Here is a 21037-nt window from a genome sequence, read left to right as displayed (position 1 = left end):
CCATTGCCGCGCCTGAAACGACTTTTCCTCCGTTCGTGGTTCGGGACGTATGACGACCGACCCCGACGACCTCGAGTTGAGTGACGCCGAAGCCGAAGCCCTCCACGACATGCAACTCGGTATCGAGTACGTCTATCGAGCGTACGGCAACTTACTCGAGTTCCACCACGAACTCGGCCACGCGATGGACCGGATGAGCGACGCCGAAGACCGGCTTCGCGAGGCCGGTCACGAGGAGTGGGCGAACGAACTTCGGGACGACCACCTGCCCGCCGGTGCGGTCAGCGACCAGTGGACGTTCGAACTCGTCGAGGAGTTTTCGACCGCGTTTCTCGAGGAGGTCGACACGTTCGAAGACGAAGTCAGAGACGAACTGGCCGACGGCATCGACCACGTTACCGAACGCCGTCAGAAACGGCGGTTGCGCGAACGGGCCAAGAGAGACGACAACTGACGTCCAGTAGTTCGCCTCCAAACGAGGTTTACAGAAATCCACGAAGGAAGCCACGGCGTTAGCCCTGGGAAGAATCCGACGCGCGCTGGTCGTCGACCAGCGTTTCACGTTGGTCCGCGGTGGACTGCTCCGGCTGCGTTTCACGATCGCCGGTGGTCGACCCGTGATCAGTCCCCGCGAGCGTTGCCAGATCGGCGTTGGGGCGTTCCAGCGGTTCCGATGCTTCCGATATCCGTCTCGATCGATCCGGACACGACCGTCAAGAACGAGAACGAAACGGAACTGGTGATTCGACTCGAGAAGTGACGGTCCGACGCTGGCTGTTAGAGCCACTCGATAATCTCGTCGGCGAACGTCGACAGCGCTGCTTCCGTGTCGTCGTTCTGGATGCCGATGATCGCGTGATCGAGGCCGTATTCCTCGAGCCGCCGGAAGTAATCCTGGAACCACTCGACGCCGGCGTGAAAGCCGAGGTGGAGTGGCTCTGGCTCCGCCGTTGGGTCGTCGGCCAACTCGACGCGGATCGCGATCGCGAACGGTTTCTCGCCGGCCGACTCGCGCCAGTCTACGAGATAGTTCTGCAGGGTGCGCTCGGGCAGGTGATAGAACAGCCAGCCGTCGCCGTGGTCGGCGATCCACTCCCGCGATTGGCGGGCGTGGCCGGTCGGCAACAGTGGAATCGTCTCCGTCGTCGGCTTCGGGACCACGTCGAGGTCGCCCTCGAGTCGGCCCCACTGGCCCTCGAGTTCCGGGAACTCCTTGCGCCAGACGGTTCGCATCGCTTCGACGGACTCGCGGAACAGTTGGCCCCGGTCTTCGCGGTCGACGTCGAACGCCGGAAACTCGGGGTCCCGGTCCCCGGAGGCGACACCGAGAACGAGTCGGCCATCCGAGAGGTGGTCGACCGTCGCCGCGGATTTCGCGACGTGTAGCGGGTGACGAAGCGTAAGCACGACGCTCGAGGTGCCAAGTGCGATGTCGTCGGTGTGGGCGGCGACGTGGGAGAGCCACGGCCAGGTGTCGAACGTCTGGCCCGCGTCGCCGAACTTCGGCCAGTAGGTCGGAACGTCGCGGGCCCAGAGGCCGTCGAAGCCGACCGATTCGGCGTGCGTTGCGAGTCGAAGTTCCTCGGTGACGTCCGGCGTCGATCGGTTCGTTCCCGTCAGCGGAAAGCCGGCTCCGAACGTCAGCCCGTCGGTGTCGAACAGCCGTCGATACCCCGCGTTTTCGAAGTCACGTTCGCCGGTTGCCATTCGAGTGGGCTATCGGGCGCGGCCCTATGACACTGCCGTTGTCGGTGCGGTTTGCTGCCCCGGAACCGACGGATAGCGGTTCGTCGGATCGCTGTGGGTGTCGCCACGCAGGGAACGATAGAACGTGGCGTCGCTCGAGCGACGAAAAAAGCAGAAGATCGAAGCCGGATGTCGATCAGTCGTCGGCGGGTGCGGCGCCGCTGCCGCCTTCGGCCTGTTCTTTCGTCCAGGCGAGTTTGCCACCGGCGGCGAGGATGTCGCGCTCGCGCTCGGAGGCGTCCAGCGTGGCGGTGTACTCCTCGTCACCGACGCGGACCGTGAACTCTTCCTGCCCACTCGTGACGGCCTCGTAGACGTCGTCGACGATCTCGATCTCGTCGCCCTGATCGATCGACTCGTAGGTCTCCTCGTCGATCGTCAGTGGGACGATCCCGAAGTTAAAGAGGTTCGCACGGTGGATGCGTGCGAAGCTCTGTGCGAGGACGCCCTCGATACCGAGATACATCGGACAGAGGGCGGCGTGTTCGCGCGAGGAACCCTGGCCGTAGTTCTCGCCGGCGACGAGGAAGCCGCCGTCGGCCTCGAGTGCGCGCTCGGCGAAGGTGTCGTCGACACGGCTCAGCGTAAACTCGCTCAGTTTGGGGACGTTCGACCGGTACATCAGGATGTCCTGCGTCGCCGGGATGATGTGGTCGGTCGTGATGTTGTCCTCCATCTTGAGCAGCGCTTCGCCTTCGATTTCGGAGCCGAGCTGGTCTTTCAGCGGGACGTCGCCGATGTTCGGGCCCTTGATGAGCTCGTCGTCGACGGCCTCGTCGGGACTGATGAGGTCCGTCTTGGAGCCGTCGTACTCGTCGGGGAGCTCGACGCCGGGTGCCTCGAGGTCGTCGAGTTCGTCGGCGAGGTTGCGTGGGTCAACGATCTCGCCTTTGAGCGATGCGGCGGCGGCGACCTCCGGTGAACAGAGGTAGACGTTGTCGTCTTCGATCCCCGAGCGACCCTCGAAGTTGCGGTTGAAGGTGCGCAGCGAGACCGAATCGGAGGCTGGGACGTGACCGATGCCGATACAGGCGCCACACGTCGCTTCCGAGAAGTTGACGCCAGCGGCCATCATCTCCGCGACCCAGCCCTCACGGGCGAGCATCTCGGAGGCCTGCTTGGAGCCAGGGGCGACGATGGTTTCGGTCTCCATCGAGGTCTCGCGGCCCTCGAGCATCTTGGCAACGGGGAGGATGTCCTCGTAGCCACCGTTCGTACAGGAGCCGACGATGACCTGCTCGACGGATTCGCCCTCGACTTCACTGACGGGGACGACCTTGTCAGGCATCGACGGCTGGGCGATAAGCGGCTCGAGATCCGAGAGATCGACGACGATCTCGTCGTCGTACTCGGCGTCGTCGTCGGGCTGGAGTTCGACGTACTCCTCGCCGCGGCCGACGCGCTCTAAGTAGTCCTGGGTCTGCTCGTCGGTTGGGAAGATCGACGTCGTTGCGCCGAGTTCCGTTCCCATGTTGGTGATCGTCATCCGCTCGGGGGCGGTGAGCGTCTCGACACCGGGGCCGGTGTACTCGAGAATCTTGCCGACGCCGCCTTTGACGGAGAGGCGACGGAGCAACTCGAGGATGACGTCTTTCGCGGTGGCCCACTCGGGGAGTTCGCCCTCGAGACGGACGCTGACGATTTCGGGCATCTCGATGTAGTAGGGTGCGCCACCCATCGCGACGGTGACGTCGATCCCGCCGGAACCGATGGCGAGTTCGCCGATTCCACCGGGCGTTGGGGTGTGGCTGTCCGATCCGAGCAGCGTCTTGCCGGGGGCCGCGAAGTTCTCGCGGTGGACGTTATGACAAATGCCGTTGCCGGGGCGAGAGAAATGAGCGCCATATGTGCCGGCAGCAGAGCGGAGGAAACGGTGGTCGTCCGTGTTTTTGAAGTCGAACTGGTAGGTCTGGTGGTCACAGTACTGAGCGGCGATCTCTGTCTGGACCTCGTCCAGTCCCATCGCTTCGAACTGGAGCCAGACCATCGTCCCGGTCGTGTCCTGTGTGAGCACCTGGTCGATCTCGATCCCGATCTCCTCGCCGGTCTCGAGTTCGCCCTCGACGAGGTGATCGTCGAGAATCTTCTCGGTGAGAGTCTGTCCCATAGCACTAAGAAGTGGGCCGTCCGTCCTGATAAATCCAGCGTGTTTCTGTCAGGAAACGGCCGTTTCGAGGCCCCCGTCGGAAAAGTCTTCGTGTTTCGTGAGATTGTTGCCATCGGCATGGACAGGTGTCCGGGAAGCGGCGAATCCGTTTGACGAGTCGAGAAAACCGGCCGTTCGTCGACTCGAGCGTGATGGATTGTGGCGTGTACACGTCCCGAACGGGCCGTCATGAACGGATACCCTTTTCTCCGCCCCGGCGCGTTGTCACTGTATGTTCCGTTCCGGTGCGTTCGTTGCCGACCACGTTTCGCCGACGGCTGTCGAACAGGTACAGCCAAACGGCGTCGACCTCACGTTAGACGTCGTCTTCGAGCAACTCGAGCCGGGTCGTATCGGTCGCGACGACAAACAGATCGGCGACCGGATCGCCCGCCCACTCGAGGAACTCGAGCAGAAAGACCCCGATACCTTCTATCTCCCCGAAGGGGCCTACGTCGCCCGCTACGGCGAGCGGATTCGGATTCCCGAGGGGCATGTCGGTTTCGTCTACCCGCGCTCGTCGCTGATGCGAAACTCGTGTATGCTGAATACGGCCGTCTGGGACGCCGGCTACGAGGGCCGCGGCGAGGGGCTGTTGCAGGTCCACCACGACGTTGAGATCGAACGCGGGGCCCGGATCGCCCAGTTGGTCCTCGCCGAAGCCAACCACGAGGACGTCTACGACGGAAGCTATCAGGGCGAGAACCTCGAGTAGTCCCACGAACCACCGGTTCGCGTACTGTTTTAGCCGTTCGAGTCGGATAGTCCAGTGATGATGGCGACCACGCACGTCTTCGCCGGACTCGCCGTCGTCGCGCCGGTCGCCTACGCCCTCCCCGACTTCGCGGCCCCGCTCGCGATCGGGGCGATCCTCGGCGGCCTCGCGCCCGATTTCGACCTCGTCGCAGCCCATCGGCGGACGCTGCACTTCCCGGTCGCCGGGCTCGCGGTCGCCGTTCCAGCGGTCGGCGTGGCGATCGCGGTTCCCTCGAGTGGCACCGTCGCAGTCGCGGCGTGTGCCGTCTCGATGTGGATTCACGCCGCAAGCGACGCGTTGGGCGGTGGTCCGGAGATGGACCCCTGGAACGACCAGAGCGACCGGGCCGTCTACGACCACGTCCGCGGACGGTGGCTCCGGCCGCGCCGGTGGATCCGCTACGACGGCGCCCCCGAAGACGCCGCGCTCGCCGTCTCGTTGGCGGTACCCGCGCTGGTCGTCTTCGACGGCTGGGTACAGACAGTGGCCGCCGTCTGTCTCGCCGTCTCGCTCGCGTACACGCTGGTCCGACGGCGGCTGGTAACGTGGTTGCCGGACTGGCTCGAGTGAGTCCGGCGACCGAGACGGTCGGAGGCGGATGCGAGTCGGAACGCTGATACTGCACCTCTCCATGGAACTCGGTATGGTTGATATATTCCTCGCCCAGACGATTCACCTCATATTCGCCGCGCTCTGGGCCGGTAGCGTCTGTTTCGTCGCGCTCGTCGTCTTGCCACTCGCGCGCGACGGCGCGTTCAACACGACGAAGCCGCTCGAAGTCATCTCGGGCAAACTGACGATGATTTCGCGCGTGAGCGCCCTCGTGTTATTGCTCTCAGGAGGTCACCTTGCCGGAATGCGGTACACGACCGAGAGCCTCTTCGGGTCGACGAACGGCCACCTCGTGCTCACGATGGTCGCGCTGTGGGCGATTCTGGCCGGTCTCGTCGAGGTCGGCGCGAAGCGCTTCGAGGCGGGACTCAACGGGAAGAAACTGCGCGAACCGGCCGGCGATGCCTTGCCACTGTATCGGATCGCCGCAGTCGTTTCCATCGCGTTGCTCGTCGTCGGTGGGATGATCACGACGAACGTCGCGCGACTCCTGTAAGCGTCGTTCTATCGTACGTCTCGGCAAACATATTAGAAAACAATATTCTTACGAAAGATACTTAGTCAGTTACTGTAACGTACACCCATGATGATCAGGGGAAAAGATATGGCGCTGTCGGTGCTCGCGGTCGGCGCGGCTGCAGTCGCCGGCTACGTGCTTCGCTCGGGCCACCGGGCCGACTGCTCGTCACGATCGAAGGCCGATCTCGGTGCACGAATCGTTGGGCACGACGACGTTCCCGACGGTGCTACCATCGTCGACAGCACCTCCCGTCGGCTGAGCGATATCCCCGGCGTGCGGCGTGCGATCGACCGCGCCGTTCGAAACGACGCATACGACGAGTGGGAACACGTCACCATCGAGCACGATGGTGCCTGGTCGGTCGTCGACTCGATCCGCGGCTCGCTGCCGTACTACGACGGCGATCGCGGTGAGTACAACGGTGTCTACGTCCACTACAACGATCGAATCGTCGTCCTCGATGCGATCGGCTGGGCTCGACTCGAAGAGCCCCTTCACTGACACCCACACACGGACGTCTCGGTTTTGCGCTGTGCGGTACTGTGGCGATCCATTCGAGCGGTTGCTCCGGCTTTTATAACGGTTCGACCCCAGTGGTTGGCGAGGAGCACAAATCACAACCACTACCTCTCACCCCCGCCGAGTGACCCCCATGCAACTGGGCGTAATCGGACTCGGACGTATGGGACAGATCGTCGTCGACCGCACTCTCGAGGCAGGCCACGACGTCGTCGCCTTCGACCTCGAGCCGGAGGCCGTCGCGACGGCTGCCGACGCAGGCGCGGAACCAGCCGACTCGGTCGACGACCTCGTGGACCGACTCGGCGACGACAAACACATCTGGCTGATGGTCCCGGCGGGCGCAGCCGTCGACGCGACGCTCGAGGAACTCGAGGGCCACCTCGACGAGGACGACGTGGTCGTCGACGGCGGCAACTCCTACTTCGAGGATTCCGTCCGACGAGCCGAGAGCTGTGCAGCGGCGTATCTCGACTGCGGAACCTCGGGTGGGCCCGCGGGCGCACACCTCGGCTTCTCGCTGATGGTCGGCGGCCCCGAGTGGGCCTACGACGAACTCTCCCCCGTCTTCGACGCCGTCGCAACCGGACCCGATGGCCACGAGCGCATGGGGCCTGCGGGCTCGGGCCACTACGTGAAGATGGTCCACAACGGCGTCGAGTACGCGCTGATGCAGGCCTACGGCGAAGGGTTCGAACTGCTCCACGAGGGTCGCTACGACTTAGATCTCGAGTCGGTCGCGTCGGTCTGGAACAACGGCGCGGTGATCCGTTCGTGGCTGCTCGAACTCTGCGAGGAAGCGTTCCGCGAGGAAGGCACTGATCTGGGCGACGTCGCGGATCGTATCGAAGGCGGCTCGACGGGGACCTGGACCGTTCAGGAAGGCCTCAAGCAGGAAGTCCCGCTGCCGCTGATCTACACCGCACTCGGCGAACGCTTCGGCTCTCGAGCCCACGACGGTCGCTTCTCGCGCCGGCTGGCGAACCGACTGCGGTACGGCTTCGGCCGTCACGACGTCCCGCGTCGAGAGTAAGGGTGCTTCGAAGCCGAGCGAGCGTCGCTCGCTGGGTATCGATAGCGTTCTGAACGAGTCGTACAATACTAGCCCCCATCGCTGCAGGCGTACTCTATCACAAATATCCAATAGCAGGAGCCAGCACGAACGATATCACACGAAATCGAACTGTGATTTTCTGTGTCCGACTCGGGGCGAAATATTGGGGTATTTTCTTTACTTCTGGTGTCGACGACCTCAGTAATGGACGCTCAGCACTCGATGACAGTGACGGCTGCAGATGAACAACGGCCGAGCATGGCCGTCGTCTCTCTTGTCGCAACGGTCACCGACACCGATCCACTCGAACTCGAGCCGCTCTATGACGCGGTCGATCCCGAAGCACTCGACTCGCTCTGTACGCCCACCAACGGCGTATCCTCCCTTTCATTCGAGTATGCGGGCTATACCGTCGTCGTCGAACGGGCCGACGACGGCATCGACATCTCACTCGAGTCGGTCACGGTCGGACTCGAGAGCGCTCGCGGGGTTGCCGACTCCGGGCCGTCGGCGTAACGCTGGGTTTGGCGGCACGTACGAGATTCCGTCGGATCCGACACGGCAGCGACCAACGGTAGTCGAGTCGCCGTTCGTCGTACAGCGTTCGCTCCTCCGCTCGAGTGATCGTCTTCACCGTTCGACCCCGATCCCGTCTCGGACTGATCGTCGCGATCCACATTTATAAACACAAAAGATTCAACTATTCTTATTCTCGATACTGTGATGTGAAACGACGGAACAAGCTCCTCTTCGTCGGCGTCGGGATTCTATTGCTCCTCGGCACCCTAGGAGTGACGGTGATGAACGCGTCCGCAGAGTTCGTTACACCAACGGCTGTTGACGACGGCGAGTACGAGGGCGAATGGGTTAATCTCGAGGGCCAAGCGACTGACATCGAACAGACGGGCGAGGAGATCAGATTCTCCGTCTCGGACAATAACACGTCGGTTGATGTTGTCTACGAGGGCACGATGCCCGAAACGATGGCCGAAAACCGGATCGTCGTCGCGAAAGGAGCCGTCGAGGATGGGACACTTCAGGCGACCGAACTCTCGGTCAGGGCCCACGACGACGAAGACGGCGACCCACCCGAAGAACACGCCTAAACCGATGGCATCGATTACCGCTGAGGGAGTCACGAAGCGACTCGGTTCGACGGTCGCCGTCCGCGACGTCAGCTTCACCGTCGAATCAGGCGAACACGTCGGACTGTTCGGTCCGAACGGCGCCGGCAAAACGACGCTGATGCAGATGCTAGCCACGCTTTCGTTCCCGAGCGACGGCTCTATTCGGATCGGTGGACACGACGTAACACCCGATGCGACGCGCGTCCGACGAAATCTCGGTGTCATGGGCCACCGACCGATGCTGTACGGCACCCTCACTGCCCGTGAAAACCTCCGTCTCCACGCGCGCCTCCGAGGCGTCAGTACCGACCGCGTCGAGGAAGTCCTCGAGCAAGTCAATCTCCGGACGCAAGCGTCGACGCGCGTCGAAACGTTCTCCCACGGGATGACAAAGCGACTCGCCATCGCTCGCGCAGTGTTACACGATCCGACAGTGTTGTTGCTCGACGAACCCTATGCCGGGCTAGATCAGCGCTCGGCTGCGGATCTGCAACGGATTCTCGACCAGTTCGACGACCGAACGGTCGTGCTCGCGACCCACGACTTAACACGGGGCGCTACCGACTGTGATCGCGCTCTCGTGCTCGTCGACGGCACCGTTTCGCGTGACGTTCGAATCGAAGATTCGACGACGGACGAACTCGAGACCATCTACCGGCGCACAACAGACCCGGCTACACCACGATGATCGACGGCCTCCGCAAGTACACCCGCGTCGTGCTCGAGGTCATCCGCAAGGACCTGCTCATCGAGTTGCGCTCGAAGCAGGTACTCAACACGGCGGTCGTGTTCGCGTTGCTGGTCGTCGTCATCTTCGCGTTCAGTTTCGCCCGATCGTTCACGGACGTCGGCGTCGTCGGAAGCGGCGCGCTCTGGATCGCGTTCATCTTCGCGGGGACCTTCGGCGTCAGCCAGAGCGCAACGGCAGAGACAGCCGACGCGGGACTCGACGGCCTTCTCCTGTTGCCCGTCGACCGATCGGCGATCTACGTCGGAAAAGTGCTGAGCAACACCGTCTTTACGACGGCCGTTGCGGTCATCACGTTCGTCTGTACCGTCATTTTCCTCGAGTTTACGGTCCCACTCGACGTCGTTCCGATACTGCTGGTGGTCTTCGTGCTGGCTGCGTTCGGATTCACGTCGACCGGCGTCCTCATCGCGACGATGACCGCCCGGGCTCGGCTTCGCGAACTCCTGTTACCCCTCTTGCTCGTGCCGCTCGTCGTTCCCGTGTTGCTCGCCGGTGTCGAACTCACGCGTGTGCTTACGGAGGGCTATGTGACGTGGCAGTGGCTTCAACTTTTGCTCGTGTACGATGGACTGCTGTTTCTCACCGGATTAGTGACGTTCGAATACGTGGTCGAACGTTGACATCCTCCACACGACTGAAGTCGTGGGCTTTCTCCTCGATATTCTGTAACTACAGCCGTCGGTACGCGAGCAGTCCTACGACCACGATTCCGACGAACGCAGCGCTCAAGAGCCCGACAGGTAGCTCATCGCCCTGCGAGTCGTCTCCCCGTTCGTCGCCGGCGACCGCCCCGCGCTCATCGATGCTCACAGCGATCCGTTCGTCCGCTTCGAGGGCGTTGGTGTTCATCACCATTGGCATCGGCGCGTCCGCTTCGACGAGGTTATCCGAGAACTCGACCTGACTCAGGTCGTACTCGACAAACGAGATGGCAAACTGCTCGACGTCGTATCCGACCGGTTTCTCGAGTTCTTGGTCTTCGAGCCGGTAGAAGACCGAAACATCAGCCTTCTCGCCGGCATCGATCGAGGCGTCGACCGTTGCCGTTCCGTTCTCGACGGTGACTTCAGTACGCTCCTCTTGAACCATTCCCGTGACGACTTCGGCATCCGACGGCACCGCAAACTCGACAGGACCGGCGTAGGGGCGGTCTGCACTGTTCTCGAGCGAGACGGTTTCGACGACGAACAGTCCCGACCCGTTCTGGGTGGGTCCGACCCGCAGCAGGTGGTTCACGGGCTGTCCACCGCCGAGGTGTAACACGTCCCGGTCGGCAGTCGGCTCCGGAAGCTCGTACGTGGCGTCGACGGATCCATCTCCGGTCGAGAGCGTCCGCTCGTAGACAGCGCCGTTCGCTTCGATACGAATCGGATACGTTCGATCGGGCTGGAGTGGCTCGAGGGTAAACGAGCCGTCATCGACCGTCAGCTGATCGACCGGCGGCCCGTGCTCGCTCGTGACGTTGATGGTCGCGTTCGAGACTGGATCGCCGTCCTCGTCGACGAGCGTTCCGGTTGCCGTTTCGTTCAGGGTAATCGTCGGCTCCTGACCGTCGGTGACGAGTTCGTAGTGAGCTGCACCGGCGTGCTCGAGTTTGATGAAGTACACTGACGCGTTGTCGGCCCGCTCGTAGCTGAACGAGCCGTTCTCGATGGTCGTCTCGGTTGGATCATCGACTGCGTTGTACCCCGCATCGAGCGGCGTAATGGTAATGTTGTCTCCCTCCGCGGAGCCGTCTGCGACGGTCACGGTGCCGGAATACGACTCCTCGGCGACAGCGCCGGGAACCAGCGCGATCGAGACGAGTGCGATGAGTGCAAGCGATGCGAGTACTGTAACAAATGTATGTTTGTGTGACATGTATTAGTCGTCGGATGGCGTTTCGGTGGTGGTTGGCTGTTCGGTTCGACGTGACCATGCGCGAACGAGCCCGTAGGCCGGATCGAAAAGGATGATAACCAACATTCCTGCGAGCAATACGCCGGTACTAATGCGCATGAGATTCATCAGTGGAATCTGCCGAATCGTCAGTGAGGCGGTTCCGTCGTCGACCGCTGCGATGACGTACGTGTCGTGGGCCAGTCCACGATCGACGAAGACGTTTCTGACCTCCATTCCGTCCTGCTGGAGGTAGCGCTCCTGGCCGGCTTCGCCGCTGGCGAGCCGTTCACCACCCTCGTAGACGGTGAGTCCGACGGCACTGCCCTGAACGCGCGTCTGATCGAGCGCAGCAGGTGGGTTCGTCATCGTACCGATGTCCGCCGGGTCGGTGACGACGACCGCATCGGTTTGTGATAACTCCGGAAGGTAATCCCACATCACGTAACCAACGCCGACGACCCGATCGCCCTCGGAAACGTCAACGTCCGCCTGCCCGTCGCCGACGACGCCGAGCCAGATCTGCGAATCGTCGAGTTGGACGATCGTCGCCTCCGGCCCCTGATTAACCTCCGTTACCGTTCCGTACACAGGCTGTACCGTCTCGTGAATCGAATCACCTCGAGCAGTCACTTCGTCGACCGAGAAGGCGACGTTTCGAACGTCTGGATCCTCCGGACGCTGATACTCACGATAGTCGGACACTTCGACGGCGTAAGCGGAGTCTGGGACGTCGTGGACGCCGGAGTCGTCCAGTGCTGCCTCCTGTTCGGCATCGGCGACAATCACCGACGACTGCGCGGTAAACAGATAGGAGAACGCGACGGAAACCACGAGGATCACGAATCCGATGTGAACCATCGCGACGCCCACCTGTTTGAATTGATAGTTGCGACTCGGCGAGCCGGGAACGTACTCGAGTGCACGATTGATGACCGTGAGACAGACGTACGCCGCTGGCGGGAGCAGCGAGAGAGCACTCACACTGCCAATGAGTTGGTAGAATAGCGCATCGTTCGTGTCACTCGTTGCGAGCAGCCACGAGTCGGTCGGCGCGACCAGCGCAGCCAGAACGGTTGCCGTCGTGAAGACGCCAAGCGAGAGCAGTGCACGGCGGCGACCCTCGACATCGTAATCCATGTAGAACCCGAGGAGCAACAGCATCGCGAGCACGATTGGATAGCTCCAGAGGTTGTAGTAGTTGCCCGTCACTTCGACTTCCATCCCCGTGATGTAGCTGTTGAGGACGGGGAACGAGAGCCCCCAGACGGAGACGAAACCGAGCAGTCCGATACCGAGGACGGCGAGGTGTAACAGATTCGCTCGAGTGAGCCATGGCTGTGAGTCGTCGGCTGACTCGGCTGGCTCTCTCAGGAGCCAGTAGCCAAGCGGAAGACAGACGCCGAGTATCGTCGTCGCTGCAAGCAACACGAGCAGCGCCAACCCGATACCGTCGTCGGCAAACGAGTGAACGCTGCGGAAGACGCCACTTCTGACGATCGCCGTCGCGTAGATGACGAGAGCGAATGTCGTCGCCGTCATCGCCGGTGCAAGCGTTGCGTACGTCGATCGTGACCGGTAGTTCATCACGGCGTGTAACGTCGCAGTGAGGAAGATCCACGGGATCAACACGGCAGTCTCGACGGGATCCCACGCCCAGATCCCACCCCAGCCGAGGACTCGATACGACCACAGCGACCCGAGGACGATCGCGGCAGTGAGAAAGAGCCACGAGACGCGGAGCCAGCGCGTAATGCTTCCGATCCAGTCGCTGAACAGCCCTCCGTTACCACGAATCGTCGAGATGAAATGGGCAACGGCGATGGCAAACGGCATCGTCAGAAGGGCGTAGGCGATGAACATCACCGGAGGATGGATCGCCATGTACGGATCGATCAGAAGCGGATTGAGTCCCGTCCCATCGAGCGGCGCGACCCCTTCGCCCATCTCGGGGAACTCCTCGGTAATGGAGGTGAAGGGACTATCGAAGAACAACATGGCCGCGAAGTACGTGACAATCCCGACCGTCAGTCCCTGCACGAGTTTCGCATCGGACGACGCAATTCCGCGGCGGGCAGCCGACCAGAAGGCGACGACGGCGGCCAGTGCTGCCCACAATAGAACGGAGCCTTCGTTACCCGCGTAGACGCCGGTGATACGATAGAGGAGTGGAATGTAGTTCGCCGTGTTGTTCCAAACGTACGCGTTCGTGTAATCGGTGACGACGAACTGGTACGTGAGATAGCCGAGTGCGACGACCAGCAAACCAGCAGTGACACCGATCAACGGTGTGATGACGGAAACGTAGTCGTTGTCTCGGCGAAGATAGCCACGAAACAGGAGCACCGTCGCAACGAGTCCGGTAAGCATCGAACCGGCGATGAGCGCAGGTCCGATCATCGACTCTCCCACTCCGATTGTGCTTCGTCGAGATACGCGATGAACGAGTCCGTCTCGGCGTATCCATTGATTTCTACCAACAGTTCTCCGTCGGGCGTGATCGCGACGTGCTGGGGCGGGTAGTTCGCGTTGTATCGTTGCTGGAGATCTTTCGCCTCCGGACTACTATCGTCGAGATTCACCGCGAGGAGAACGAAGTCGTCGAGCCGGTCGTTGACGTCCGGATCGACGTAGGCGTTCTTGTTGTAGTCTTCACAGTAGGTACACCACGTCGTCCAGAAGTAGACGAGGACCGGTTTGTCTTCCGCGGCAGCGGTTTCCATCGCTTCGTCTACATCTGTTTTCCATGCAGTGTCTCCATGATATGTGTGTGATTCATCACTCAGTACGGATGCTGTATTCATCGAATAGTATCCAATCCCGAGGGCCATGATAAGAAGTGCGATCGTGAGGGTTTTTCGTGGTGTCACGGCTTCGGTGGGTTCAGTAGTAACGGTTTGTTTGACGTGACCATACGATGGATGCTAATTTTCCTATGAGATTCCACTGACCATAAATCTTTAATCATTAGTTTCCGTCATTGCGATATATGCCATATAGTGCATTATGTAGAACGCATTCGAAAATCGGGTTTGATAGACCATGAAGCGGAAATTACTCATCCTGTCAGGAGTACTCATACTGGCCGTTCTGGCCGGTTGTTCCGCTCCGACAGCACCCGATGACAGCGACGACGAAACGAGCGATCCGATAGAAGCACCGGCAGAATGGCCGGATCGGAACGTGTTGGACGGCGATCTTCGAGAAGGCGAGTCGAAAGATAACCTCGAGTACCGGAACGAAACGGCCGGCGAAGAGATTCAGTTCAGCCCCAAGGAGATGAACGAGTCGACGCTTCCCGAGAACGAAAACGAGCGAGAACTCGTCATCTACGGGCGCGAGATCATGGAAAACACTTCCGAAGAGCTCCCAGAGCACGTCGGCAACGAACTGTCGTGTGCGAGCTGTCACGGCGGCAGCGAGCTCGGCATGTCGCAGGGAATGGTCGGCCAGGATATCAACATGATTCCGCTCGTCGGAACCCATGCAGACCTGCCCGAGTGGACCAGCCGGCGCGACCGGATGCGCGACAGTCGCCAGCGGTTGATGGGCTGTTTCGACCGGAGTATGAACTCCCAGGACTCCGAGGAAGGTACACCCGAGTACGACAGCAGGGAGATGCAAGCCATGGAGGCGTACATGCAGTGGCTGAGCGAGGGCGTGCCGACGAAAGGTCAGCCGTACTGGTCACACCTGAACAAAGCAGAGGGTGACGAGCGCGTTCCAGTCGAAGAGATCAACCCAGTCCGGGGTGCGGAACTCTACCTCGAGAACTGTGCGTCCTGTCACGGTGACGACGGACAGGGAATCGAGGACACTGCCACAGCACTGTGGGGCCCTGACTCGTTCAACGACGGTGCTGGAATGTCCCGCATCTACACGTCGTCGGCGTTCATCCGCGAGGCCATGCCGTACGGCGCACCGCACACGCTGACTGACTGGCGTGACGTCCAAGACATCGCCGGGTTCATGAACGGCCACGACCGCCCCGAGTTCGTCGGCAAGGAAGACGACTTCCCGACGACGGGTCCACCGGAGGAGGGAGTCTACTACGAACGGACGCAGGAAGACCTCGGATACGATATGAACCCGATGCAGAAGAAACTCGAGTTAGCCGGCATTCCGACGGGAACCGAGTCGCTTAGCGAGGACGACATCCCGGACGACGTCGATCGGTACGACCAGCCGCTCCGGGAAGAGTCGCTCGACGAGACGGACGACTGAACGAAGCCGTCGAAGATTCACCACGTTCTTTATTTCCATCTCGGAATATAGAGTCATCAATGCTCGAGACGCCGGGACTGGTTGCAGTTTTCGTCGCAGGGATACTCACTGCACTCACACCGTGTTGTCTCCCGATGATCCCCCCGTTACTCGCGGGAAGCACCGGACACCGGTTTCGGCCGCTTGCGATCGTCGCCGGGAGTATCGCGTCGTTTACCGTGCTCGGAATCGCCACGGCGCTGGTCGGCTCGCTGACGCCCGATTCGTTTCGGCTGCCGTTCGTGGCGATGATCATCGTCTTCGGTGCGGTGATGGCCGATGACGATCTCCACACCGCGTACACGACGTACGCGTCACGAGTTACCGGATCGGTAACGCGGTTTACGACCGCCATCGAAACGTCTCATCACCCACTCGTCGGTGGCTTCGTGCTCGGACTGTTTCTCGGCGTCATCTGGTTGCCGTGTGTCGGACCCGTACTCGGGAGCGTGCTCGCGTTCGTCGGCGCGTCCGGCGAGACAACACAGAGTGCAACGCTACTTTTCACGTACGGAGTCGGTTTCTCCGGACCGCTGTTGGTCGTCGCATACGGCGGAAAACGGGCCGGCAGTGTGCTGACCGGCCACGTACAGTCGCTCGACCGGCCCGCGCTAGTACGACGGCTGAGCGGGTACGCGCTCGTCGTGACAGGCATCGGACTATTGTTCGAACTCGACAAGGCGTTGCTGGCAGCACTCATCCAGTAATTGTTGAAAAAAATTAAGTCATACTCGTTGAATGCATGCTCATATGCGCACACTCTCGAGACGACTTGGCACACTCATCGCGCTGTTCGACCGGATCATGTGGAGCCGGTTCGTTCGATGGGGCGCGTTTGTTCTCGGTTTGACGTCGTTGACTCTCATATTCGGATTTGCCTCCCGAACGATGTACGGCATCGACCACGGAATTAACCTCATCGCCTACTGGCACATTCCGTTCGCATTTCTGACTGCCGGCGCGCTCTCTGCGACGTTCGTCGGGAGTGTGCTCTATCTCAAGTACGAGGGCCGGTTCTGGAACCGACTCGCACACAGCGGCGGTGAGATCGGATTCCTGTTTGCAACACTGACGCTCGTTACGGGAAGCCTGTGGGGACGCGTCGTCTGGAACTCGTGGTGGGAGTGGAGCGACGTTCGACTCGTCACGTTTCTCATGGTCTGGTTCATCTACGCGGGATATCTCGTCGTGTACGCCTCGACCGAACGCGGGGCCGACGAACGATTCGCGGCAGTCTACGGAACGGTCGCGTTCATCACCGTTCCGATCACCTACACTGCTGGCCGTCTCTGGACGCCGACCTTTCACGAACCGACCGTGGCAAACCCCGACGTGAGTGCGAACATCGACCCACTGACACTCGGCATCTCGTTGCTCGCACTGGCACTGCTCTACATCTACCTGATGGCGATTCGTATCCGCCTGCACGAACTCGAGGACAAAGTCGTCTTCAAGAAAGAGGAGGTGGCGTAACGATGGAGCCGTTCCTCCTCGCCGGCTACGGTGCGATATTCATCGCGCTGTTCGCGTACATCCTCTACATGCAGCGTCAGTTACACCGCCTCGAGCGACAACTGCGAGATCTACAATAACACCCGGTTGCATCCCGGCCGAATACCGCCTTCACTGACTGTCGCTGCAGTCCACACGACGGCCGCGTGTCGGGATAGTATCGGTCGCGCGTCTTTGGATCTCGGTGCTGACGACACCGAGAGCACGCGACGCGGAAACCACAACCGTGTTGGCGCTGCTCTCGCGAGTAGGGCTCGATGACGACCGGATCGGAGAGACGAGCGACGCTGTGGGTAATTCTGGCATCGGCAACGCTGACAGTGATGGCCGGGGCGATCCTCGGGCCGATCGTGCCGGCGATCCAGTCGAGCCTTGGGATCTCGGAGTCGAACGCCGGACTCATCATCACGACTCACGGGGCGCTCATCGTTCTCGTCAGCCCGATCGCGGGGGCGCTCATCGACCGCGTCGGCCCTCGTCGTCCCTTTATCATTGGCCTCCTGTTGTACGCGGCCGGCGGCGGGGCCGGGCTGGTCGTCGACTCGTTCGGCCCGCTGCTCGCCTCGAGAGCGGTGTTAGGCGTCGGCGTCGCCTTCGTCTACACCGGTATCACGGTGCTCATCTACGAACTCTACGAGGGCCAACGGATGGAGCGGGCGCTGGGATTGCGAAGCAGCGCCAACAGCGTCGGCGCGGTCATCTGGCCGCTGGTCGGCGGCGCGCTCGGCACCCTCTCGTGGCAGGCCCCCTTCGGCGTCTACCTGATCGCCCTCCCTCTCGGGCTGCTCGCGATCGTGACCGTTCCCGAGACGGGGATTCGGGGGACTAGCGCGAATACAGACGGGAAAAGCGGTGTTAGAGGCGTTCTCGACATCTTTCGACGCCGTCCCGGACTCCTGTCGGTCTACCTGTTGTACTTCGGTGCAAACGTCCTGCTCTACAGCATCGTCGTCTTTTACCCCCAACTGCTGGCAGGGCTAGGGATCACCTCTTCACTGTCGATCAGTCTCTATCTCGCCGCGAACGGGCTTGCCGGCGGCGTCTCGGCGGCGGTCTACGATCGGCTCGTCGAACGGACGAGTCGACACGCACTCGTCGCGACGGCGCTTGGCCTCTGGATCGTCGCGTTCGCGGGTGCGACCGTCGCGGGGTCGGCGCTGATGGCCGTCCCGTCGGTGGTCGCGTTCGGGCTGGGGCTGGGGCTGGTCTTTCCGTCGGCCTTCGCCTGGATCGAAGCGCTCGCCCCCGCCGGTCGACAGGGCCAGTTCAGTTCGTATCTCGCGTCGGCGGGCTATACGGGTCAGTTCCTCTCACCGGTGCTGTTCGGGCCGCTGGTCCCGCTGTTCGGCGTTCGTGGGGTGTTCGGCGCGGCGGCGACGGCGGCCACGCTCGGAATACTCGCACTTGCGGCGGCTCGCGGACGGTGAACTACCCCTGCCTACTCGGCGGCTTACGCCGCCTCCTTGAGGCAGGGGCTTCCTGCTTCGACGACGCGACTTGCAGACACACTATAGGTGTCCACAGCGGTCGCAGTCTCCACAGGCGTTGTTGCTTCGGAGTGAACCACTCCTATATCCTCCAATCCTCGAGAAAAGACGTTCAGCGCCGCGTTCCAATCCCGATCCAACTCCAAGCCGCACGACGGACAACTGTGTTCCCTGACCCACAACGGCTTCACCGTCTCCGCGCCACACCGACTGCACTCCTTCGTTGTCCCCGCTGGTTCCACCTCCACCACGTGACACCCGTGCTTTCGACCATGATGCTTGAGAACTCGGATGAAATCACGCCACCCAACCTCCGCCTTGTTTCGCGCGTTCCCACCGTTTTCGAGCATCCCGCGCACGTCGAGGTCTTCCACGAAGACGGCATCGTACTCACGAGTGTAGAAATGCGCGAGCTTGTGCTTGAAATCACGCTTCTTGTTCCACATATCTATATGCACTTCCGCAACACGCCGGCGTTGCCGCTCCCAGTTCTTTGACTCGTATTCTTTGCGTGACAGGGAGCGTTGCTCGCGCTCCAGTCGCTCGCGGTCATCGGACAGGTCAAGACGGTCGATTGACCGGCCGTCCGAGTCGTGGATGAAGTTCAGGACACCGAGGTCAAGACCCACTGCATCCGCAGGGTCAATATCCTCAACATCGGGTTTCTCGGGGTTCTTGTGTTCGATGTTGAACGACGCGTACCACGCACCGGTGGCTTCCTGTTTGACGGAGACGTGTTTCACCTCGGCGTCATCTGGAAGGTCTCGGTGCAATCGGATCGGGATTTCAATTGTCTCGCCACGCACTTTCTTGAGGATCAGGCGTCCACGGCCATCGCGACCACTCTTTCTGTCGAGTTCGAAGCCGCGTTGGCGGTACGTGAAGCTCTGAAATTCGCGTGGTTTCTTCCAGTTCAACTCTCCGATTTTGTGGCCGTTGTCACGTTGTTGGGCGAGGCCGGTGATGCTGTGGTAGATGCGCTCCACGGCAGCTTGGAGGACGGTGGAGTACACGTTGCTCCACTCCGGCCACTTGTCCTTCCACGTGGGGAGTTCGTCGCGGACGTGCCAGACTCGTTGTCGGACGGTTTTGTCGGGTTGTTCGGGGAGTTGGTTGAGTCGGTGGAGTGCGTGGTTGTAGACTTGGCGCACGGTGTTTCGTTGCCAACCCAACAGTTCTCGCTGCTCCGTGGTTGGCAGGAGTCGGAACCGTGCGCTGTAGTCCATCCGTAGTTGTCGATTTCTCGTGCGGGATTGTAAATATCTGGGTGTTGGCTGTGCGTGCGGGCGGTGTATCCCCGCCCTACTCGCTCACGTCGCTACGCACCGTTCGCTCCTTGAGGACGGGGGCTTACCGCCCTCAATTTCCGCTAAAATCAGACGACCTCGCGAAGCGCCCAGACATCCTCGGTCGGCTCGAGTCGATGCGGCTCCGCTCCTCGCGCCGTCAGAATCCCAGCGTGGTACAACATCGCCTTCAGTTGGAAGACGGTCGGCGAGTGATAGACGGTGCCATCCTCGAGCGCCGAGCGCCGAAGGTCGCCGTCTTCGGTCAGGACTCGTCGTCGAACCGCCTCGTCGCCACGGATGAAGAGTTCCACGGTGAACGTCGGATGGAGTTCGTGCATGTGGACGACCAGATCGACGAGCGAGGGCTCGAGCTGCCAGTCGTCGTGCATCGTCTGGAGTTCCGTGACGAGCAGCTCCGTCGCAGGGTACTCGAACAGGATTCGCCGCGCCAGCCGTCCCCACGCCGGCGCGGCGTCGACGAAGCGCTTCGATGATCGGTACCAGTTCTCGAACTCGGCGAGTGCCGCCTCGACGGAGCCGTACTGTGCTATCGCGAATCGAACGACCTCCTGGCCGAGCGACGTCAGCGCCGGGACGGGGCCGGGTTCGATCAACCCGAGAAAGGCAGCGCCGCGTCTGGCATCGTCGACCGCGCCGACGACCTTGTACGCCGAGAGCAACGTTTCGGTGTCCCCATCTGCGTACTGTACGAGCGGATAGCCCAAATAGTTCTTCGGATGATTCAGTCCGAAGGAGGCGTCGGTGACGCCCTGTGCGCCGGCCTGAAATCGCAGCGCCGTCGCCTCGCTCGAGGTCCGGTTACCGACGACACGAGGTACCTCGAGGGCGTCGACCTCGCCCGACGCAGCGACGCCGAGGACGCCGACGTTCAACTCCCGCGCGAGGGTGCGGTCGGTTTCCGAGATCGCAGCCGCTGGTGCGGCGAGATACGCCGCGTTCGCCTCGTGGAGCCGATCGTAGGCCTGCACGATCCCGAGTTGGGTGTCGACGCCGCCGCTCGTCTCCCCTTTCGCCTCGATGGCGATCAGCGGTGGCTCGTCGCCGAGCCGGTCGACGGCCAGCAGGTCGGACTCGAGGGCGCGCACGCCGACGAGATCCGGGTAGCCGCCGCCGATCTGGACGTGATTGAATGGCGCGAGACAGTCCCGAACGGCCGGATCGACGGGGTGGCCGGGAAGCCACTCCGATTTCGAAAACTGCGTGTCGGCGACCGCGTAAGACGGCGAGTCGTCGTCGACCCGGTCCGGAAAGAGCCGTCGCTTGGTGTGGGCTAGCACCTGTGGTTCCGACAGCGGCTCTGCCGCGGTGCTCATGGATCTTGATTCGGGACAGCGATCAAGAATGTTCTGGCAGCG

General features: G+C 61.7%; 22 protein-coding genes. 15 read left to right on the top strand and 7 right to left on the bottom strand.

What is annotated here, in order from left to right; all coding sequences use genetic code 11:
* The first annotated feature begins 49 nt into the window (after positions 1-49).
* Positions 50-454 carry a hypothetical protein gene (locus tag GCU68_RS08510; RefSeq protein WP_152940698.1) on the top strand — a complete coding sequence of 135 codons (405 nt, stop codon included), beginning with the start codon at positions 50-52 and terminating at the stop codon, positions 452-454.
* Positions 455-777: 323 nt separating this feature from the next.
* Here the strand turns inward: GCU68_RS08510 and GCU68_RS08505 are convergent, their stop codons facing one another.
* Positions 778-1707, bottom strand: coding sequence for an LLM class oxidoreductase (locus GCU68_RS08505; RefSeq protein ID WP_152940696.1), 930 nt, complete (start codon positions 1705-1707; stop codon positions 778-780).
* Between the two features lie 175 nt (positions 1708-1882).
* On the bottom strand, positions 1883-3853 hold the full coding sequence (locus GCU68_RS08500) for an aconitate hydratase (protein ID WP_152940694.1): 1971 nt from the start codon (positions 3851-3853) through the stop codon (positions 1883-1885).
* Positions 3854-4124: 271 nt separating this feature from the next.
* On the opposite strand from GCU68_RS08500, the gene GCU68_RS08495 reads away from it, so the two are divergent.
* The 9 genes from GCU68_RS08495 (at position 4125) to GCU68_RS08455 (ending at position 9852) form a co-directional block, all read left to right on the top strand.
* The gene (locus GCU68_RS08495; protein WP_152940692.1) at positions 4125-4607 is read left to right on the top strand and encodes a deoxyuridine 5'-triphosphate nucleotidohydrolase; all 483 of its coding nucleotides are present in this window, start codon (positions 4125-4127) and stop codon (positions 4605-4607) included.
* Positions 4608-4664: 57 nt separating this feature from the next.
* Complete coding sequence (locus tag GCU68_RS08490) at positions 4665-5219, top strand: metal-dependent hydrolase (protein ID WP_152940690.1); 555 nt, start codon at positions 4665-4667, stop codon at positions 5217-5219.
* Positions 5220-5292: 73 nt separating this feature from the next.
* Positions 5293-5757 (top strand): copper resistance protein CopD, encoded by a 465-nt coding sequence (locus tag GCU68_RS08485; protein WP_152940688.1) that lies wholly within the window; start codon positions 5293-5295, stop codon positions 5755-5757.
* An 87-nt stretch (positions 5758-5844) separates the two neighbouring features.
* The gene (locus GCU68_RS08480) at positions 5845-6282 is read left to right on the top strand and encodes a hypothetical protein (protein WP_152940686.1); all 438 of its coding nucleotides are present in this window, start codon (positions 5845-5847) and stop codon (positions 6280-6282) included.
* Positions 6283-6433: 151 nt separating this feature from the next.
* Positions 6434-7333: a phosphogluconate dehydrogenase (NAD(+)-dependent, decarboxylating) gene (gene gnd, locus GCU68_RS08475; protein WP_152940684.1), complete on the top strand. Its 900-nt coding sequence runs from the start codon at positions 6434-6436 to the stop codon at positions 7331-7333.
* A gap of 225 nt (positions 7334-7558) precedes the next feature.
* Complete coding sequence (locus GCU68_RS08470; RefSeq protein WP_161991503.1) at positions 7559-7870, top strand: HalOD1 output domain-containing protein; 312 nt, start codon at positions 7559-7561, stop codon at positions 7868-7870.
* Between the two features lie 209 nt (positions 7871-8079).
* Entirely contained in the window at positions 8080-8460 is a 381-nt protein-coding gene (locus GCU68_RS08465) for a cytochrome c maturation protein CcmE domain-containing protein (protein WP_152940682.1), read from the top strand.
* Positions 8461-8464: 4 nt separating this feature from the next.
* Entirely contained in the window at positions 8465-9169 is a 705-nt protein-coding gene (gene ccmA / locus GCU68_RS08460) for a heme ABC exporter ATP-binding protein CcmA (protein WP_152940680.1), read from the top strand.
* Positions 9166-9852 (top strand): heme exporter protein CcmB, encoded by a 687-nt coding sequence (locus GCU68_RS08455; RefSeq protein ID WP_152940679.1) that lies wholly within the window; start codon positions 9166-9168, stop codon positions 9850-9852. Before ccmA ends, GCU68_RS08455 begins: the two co-directional genes overlap by 4 nt.
* A gap of 49 nt (positions 9853-9901) precedes the next feature.
* On the opposite strand, the gene GCU68_RS08450 is transcribed toward GCU68_RS08455, so the two are convergent.
* The 3 genes from GCU68_RS08450 to GCU68_RS08440 are packed head-to-tail and all read right to left on the bottom strand — an operon-like array spanning position 9902 to position 13980.
* The gene (locus GCU68_RS08450) at positions 9902-11092 is read right to left on the bottom strand and encodes a carboxypeptidase-like regulatory domain-containing protein (protein WP_152940677.1); all 1191 of its coding nucleotides are present in this window, start codon (positions 11090-11092) and stop codon (positions 9902-9904) included.
* Positions 11093-11095: 3 nt separating this feature from the next.
* Entirely contained in the window at positions 11096-13510 is a 2415-nt protein-coding gene (gene ccsA / locus GCU68_RS08445; protein ID WP_152940675.1) for a cytochrome c biogenesis protein CcsA, read from the bottom strand.
* Positions 13507-13980: a thioredoxin family protein gene (locus GCU68_RS08440; protein WP_168927079.1), complete on the bottom strand. Its 474-nt coding sequence runs from the start codon at positions 13978-13980 to the stop codon at positions 13507-13509. Before GCU68_RS08440 ends, ccsA begins: the two co-directional genes overlap by 4 nt.
* A gap of 172 nt (positions 13981-14152) precedes the next feature.
* Between GCU68_RS08440 and GCU68_RS08435 the strand changes: the two genes are divergently transcribed.
* From GCU68_RS08435 to GCU68_RS08415, 5 genes are all read left to right on the top strand, one after another.
* Positions 14153-15334 (top strand): c-type cytochrome, encoded by a 1182-nt coding sequence (locus GCU68_RS08435; RefSeq protein WP_152940671.1) that lies wholly within the window; start codon positions 14153-14155, stop codon positions 15332-15334.
* 59 nt (positions 15335-15393) lie between these two features.
* Complete coding sequence (locus tag GCU68_RS08430) at positions 15394-16080, top strand: cytochrome c biogenesis CcdA family protein (RefSeq protein ID WP_152940669.1); 687 nt, start codon at positions 15394-15396, stop codon at positions 16078-16080.
* Positions 16081-16123: 43 nt separating this feature from the next.
* A complete protein-coding gene (locus GCU68_RS08425) occupies positions 16124-16846 on the top strand; it encodes a cytochrome c biogenesis protein (RefSeq protein WP_227014806.1) in 723 nt (240 codons plus the stop codon).
* Between the two features lie 2 nt (positions 16847-16848).
* Positions 16849-16965: a CcmD family protein gene (locus GCU68_RS08420; protein WP_152940667.1), complete on the top strand. Its 117-nt coding sequence runs from the start codon at positions 16849-16851 to the stop codon at positions 16963-16965.
* A gap of 177 nt (positions 16966-17142) precedes the next feature.
* Positions 17143-18312 (top strand): MFS transporter, encoded by a 1170-nt coding sequence (locus GCU68_RS08415; protein WP_152940665.1) that lies wholly within the window; start codon positions 17143-17145, stop codon positions 18310-18312.
* 23 nt (positions 18313-18335) lie between these two features.
* Here the strand turns inward: GCU68_RS08415 and GCU68_RS08410 are convergent, their stop codons facing one another.
* Positions 18336-19598 (bottom strand): RNA-guided endonuclease InsQ/TnpB family protein, encoded by a 1263-nt coding sequence (locus GCU68_RS08410; RefSeq protein WP_152940663.1) that lies wholly within the window; start codon positions 19596-19598, stop codon positions 18336-18338.
* A 149-nt stretch (positions 19599-19747) separates the two neighbouring features.
* Complete coding sequence (locus GCU68_RS08405) at positions 19748-20995, bottom strand: hypothetical protein (protein ID WP_152940661.1); 1248 nt, start codon at positions 20993-20995, stop codon at positions 19748-19750.
* Positions 20996-21037: the final 42 nt, after the last annotated feature.

The sequence above is a fragment of the Natronorubrum aibiense genome (assembly GCF_009392895.1).
In the GTDB taxonomy this organism is placed as follows: Archaea; Halobacteriota; Halobacteria; order Halobacteriales; family Natrialbaceae; genus Natronorubrum; species Natronorubrum aibiense.
The sequence above is the reverse complement of the archived record's forward strand: the minus strand, read 5'-3'. Positions and strand labels throughout refer to the sequence as shown.

Excerpts from the sequence above, each read along its gene's own strand:
- GCU68_RS08510 (WP_152940698.1), top strand. The coding sequence starts at position 50 with ATGACGACCGACCCCGACGACCTCGAGTTGAGTGACGCCGAAGCCGAA.
- GCU68_RS08505 (WP_152940696.1), bottom strand. The coding sequence starts at position 1,707 with ATGGCAACCGGCGAACGTGACTTCGAAAACGCGGGGTATCGACGGCTG.
- GCU68_RS08500 (WP_152940694.1), bottom strand. The coding sequence starts at position 3,853 with ATGGGACAGACTCTCACCGAGAAGATTCTCGACGATCACCTCGTCGAG.
- GCU68_RS08495 (WP_152940692.1), top strand. The coding sequence starts at position 4,125 with ATGTTCCGTTCCGGTGCGTTCGTTGCCGACCACGTTTCGCCGACGGCT.
- GCU68_RS08490 (WP_152940690.1), top strand. The coding sequence starts at position 4,665 with ATGATGGCGACCACGCACGTCTTCGCCGGACTCGCCGTCGTCGCGCCG.
- GCU68_RS08485 (WP_152940688.1), top strand. The coding sequence starts at position 5,293 with ATGGTTGATATATTCCTCGCCCAGACGATTCACCTCATATTCGCCGCG.
- GCU68_RS08480 (WP_152940686.1), top strand. The coding sequence starts at position 5,845 with ATGATGATCAGGGGAAAAGATATGGCGCTGTCGGTGCTCGCGGTCGGC.
- gnd (WP_152940684.1), top strand. The coding sequence starts at position 6,434 with ATGCAACTGGGCGTAATCGGACTCGGACGTATGGGACAGATCGTCGTC.
- GCU68_RS08470 (WP_161991503.1), top strand. The coding sequence starts at position 7,559 with ATGGACGCTCAGCACTCGATGACAGTGACGGCTGCAGATGAACAACGG.
- ccmA (WP_152940680.1), top strand. The coding sequence starts at position 8,465 with ATGGCATCGATTACCGCTGAGGGAGTCACGAAGCGACTCGGTTCGACG.
- GCU68_RS08455 (WP_152940679.1), top strand. The coding sequence starts at position 9,166 with ATGATCGACGGCCTCCGCAAGTACACCCGCGTCGTGCTCGAGGTCATC.
- GCU68_RS08450 (WP_152940677.1), bottom strand. The coding sequence starts at position 11,092 with ATGTCACACAAACATACATTTGTTACAGTACTCGCATCGCTTGCACTC.
- ccsA (WP_152940675.1), bottom strand. The coding sequence starts at position 13,510 with ATGATCGGACCTGCGCTCATCGCCGGTTCGATGCTTACCGGACTCGTT.
- GCU68_RS08435 (WP_152940671.1), top strand. The coding sequence starts at position 14,153 with ATGAAGCGGAAATTACTCATCCTGTCAGGAGTACTCATACTGGCCGTT.
- GCU68_RS08430 (WP_152940669.1), top strand. The coding sequence starts at position 15,394 with ATGCTCGAGACGCCGGGACTGGTTGCAGTTTTCGTCGCAGGGATACTC.
- GCU68_RS08425 (WP_227014806.1), top strand. The coding sequence starts at position 16,124 with ATGCGCACACTCTCGAGACGACTTGGCACACTCATCGCGCTGTTCGAC.
- GCU68_RS08420 (WP_152940667.1), top strand. The coding sequence starts at position 16,849 with ATGGAGCCGTTCCTCCTCGCCGGCTACGGTGCGATATTCATCGCGCTG.
- GCU68_RS08415 (WP_152940665.1), top strand. The coding sequence starts at position 17,143 with ATGACGACCGGATCGGAGAGACGAGCGACGCTGTGGGTAATTCTGGCA.
- GCU68_RS08410 (WP_152940663.1), bottom strand. The coding sequence starts at position 19,598 with ATGGACTACAGCGCACGGTTCCGACTCCTGCCAACCACGGAGCAGCGA.
- GCU68_RS08405 (WP_152940661.1), bottom strand. The coding sequence starts at position 20,995 with ATGAGCACCGCGGCAGAGCCGCTGTCGGAACCACAGGTGCTAGCCCAC.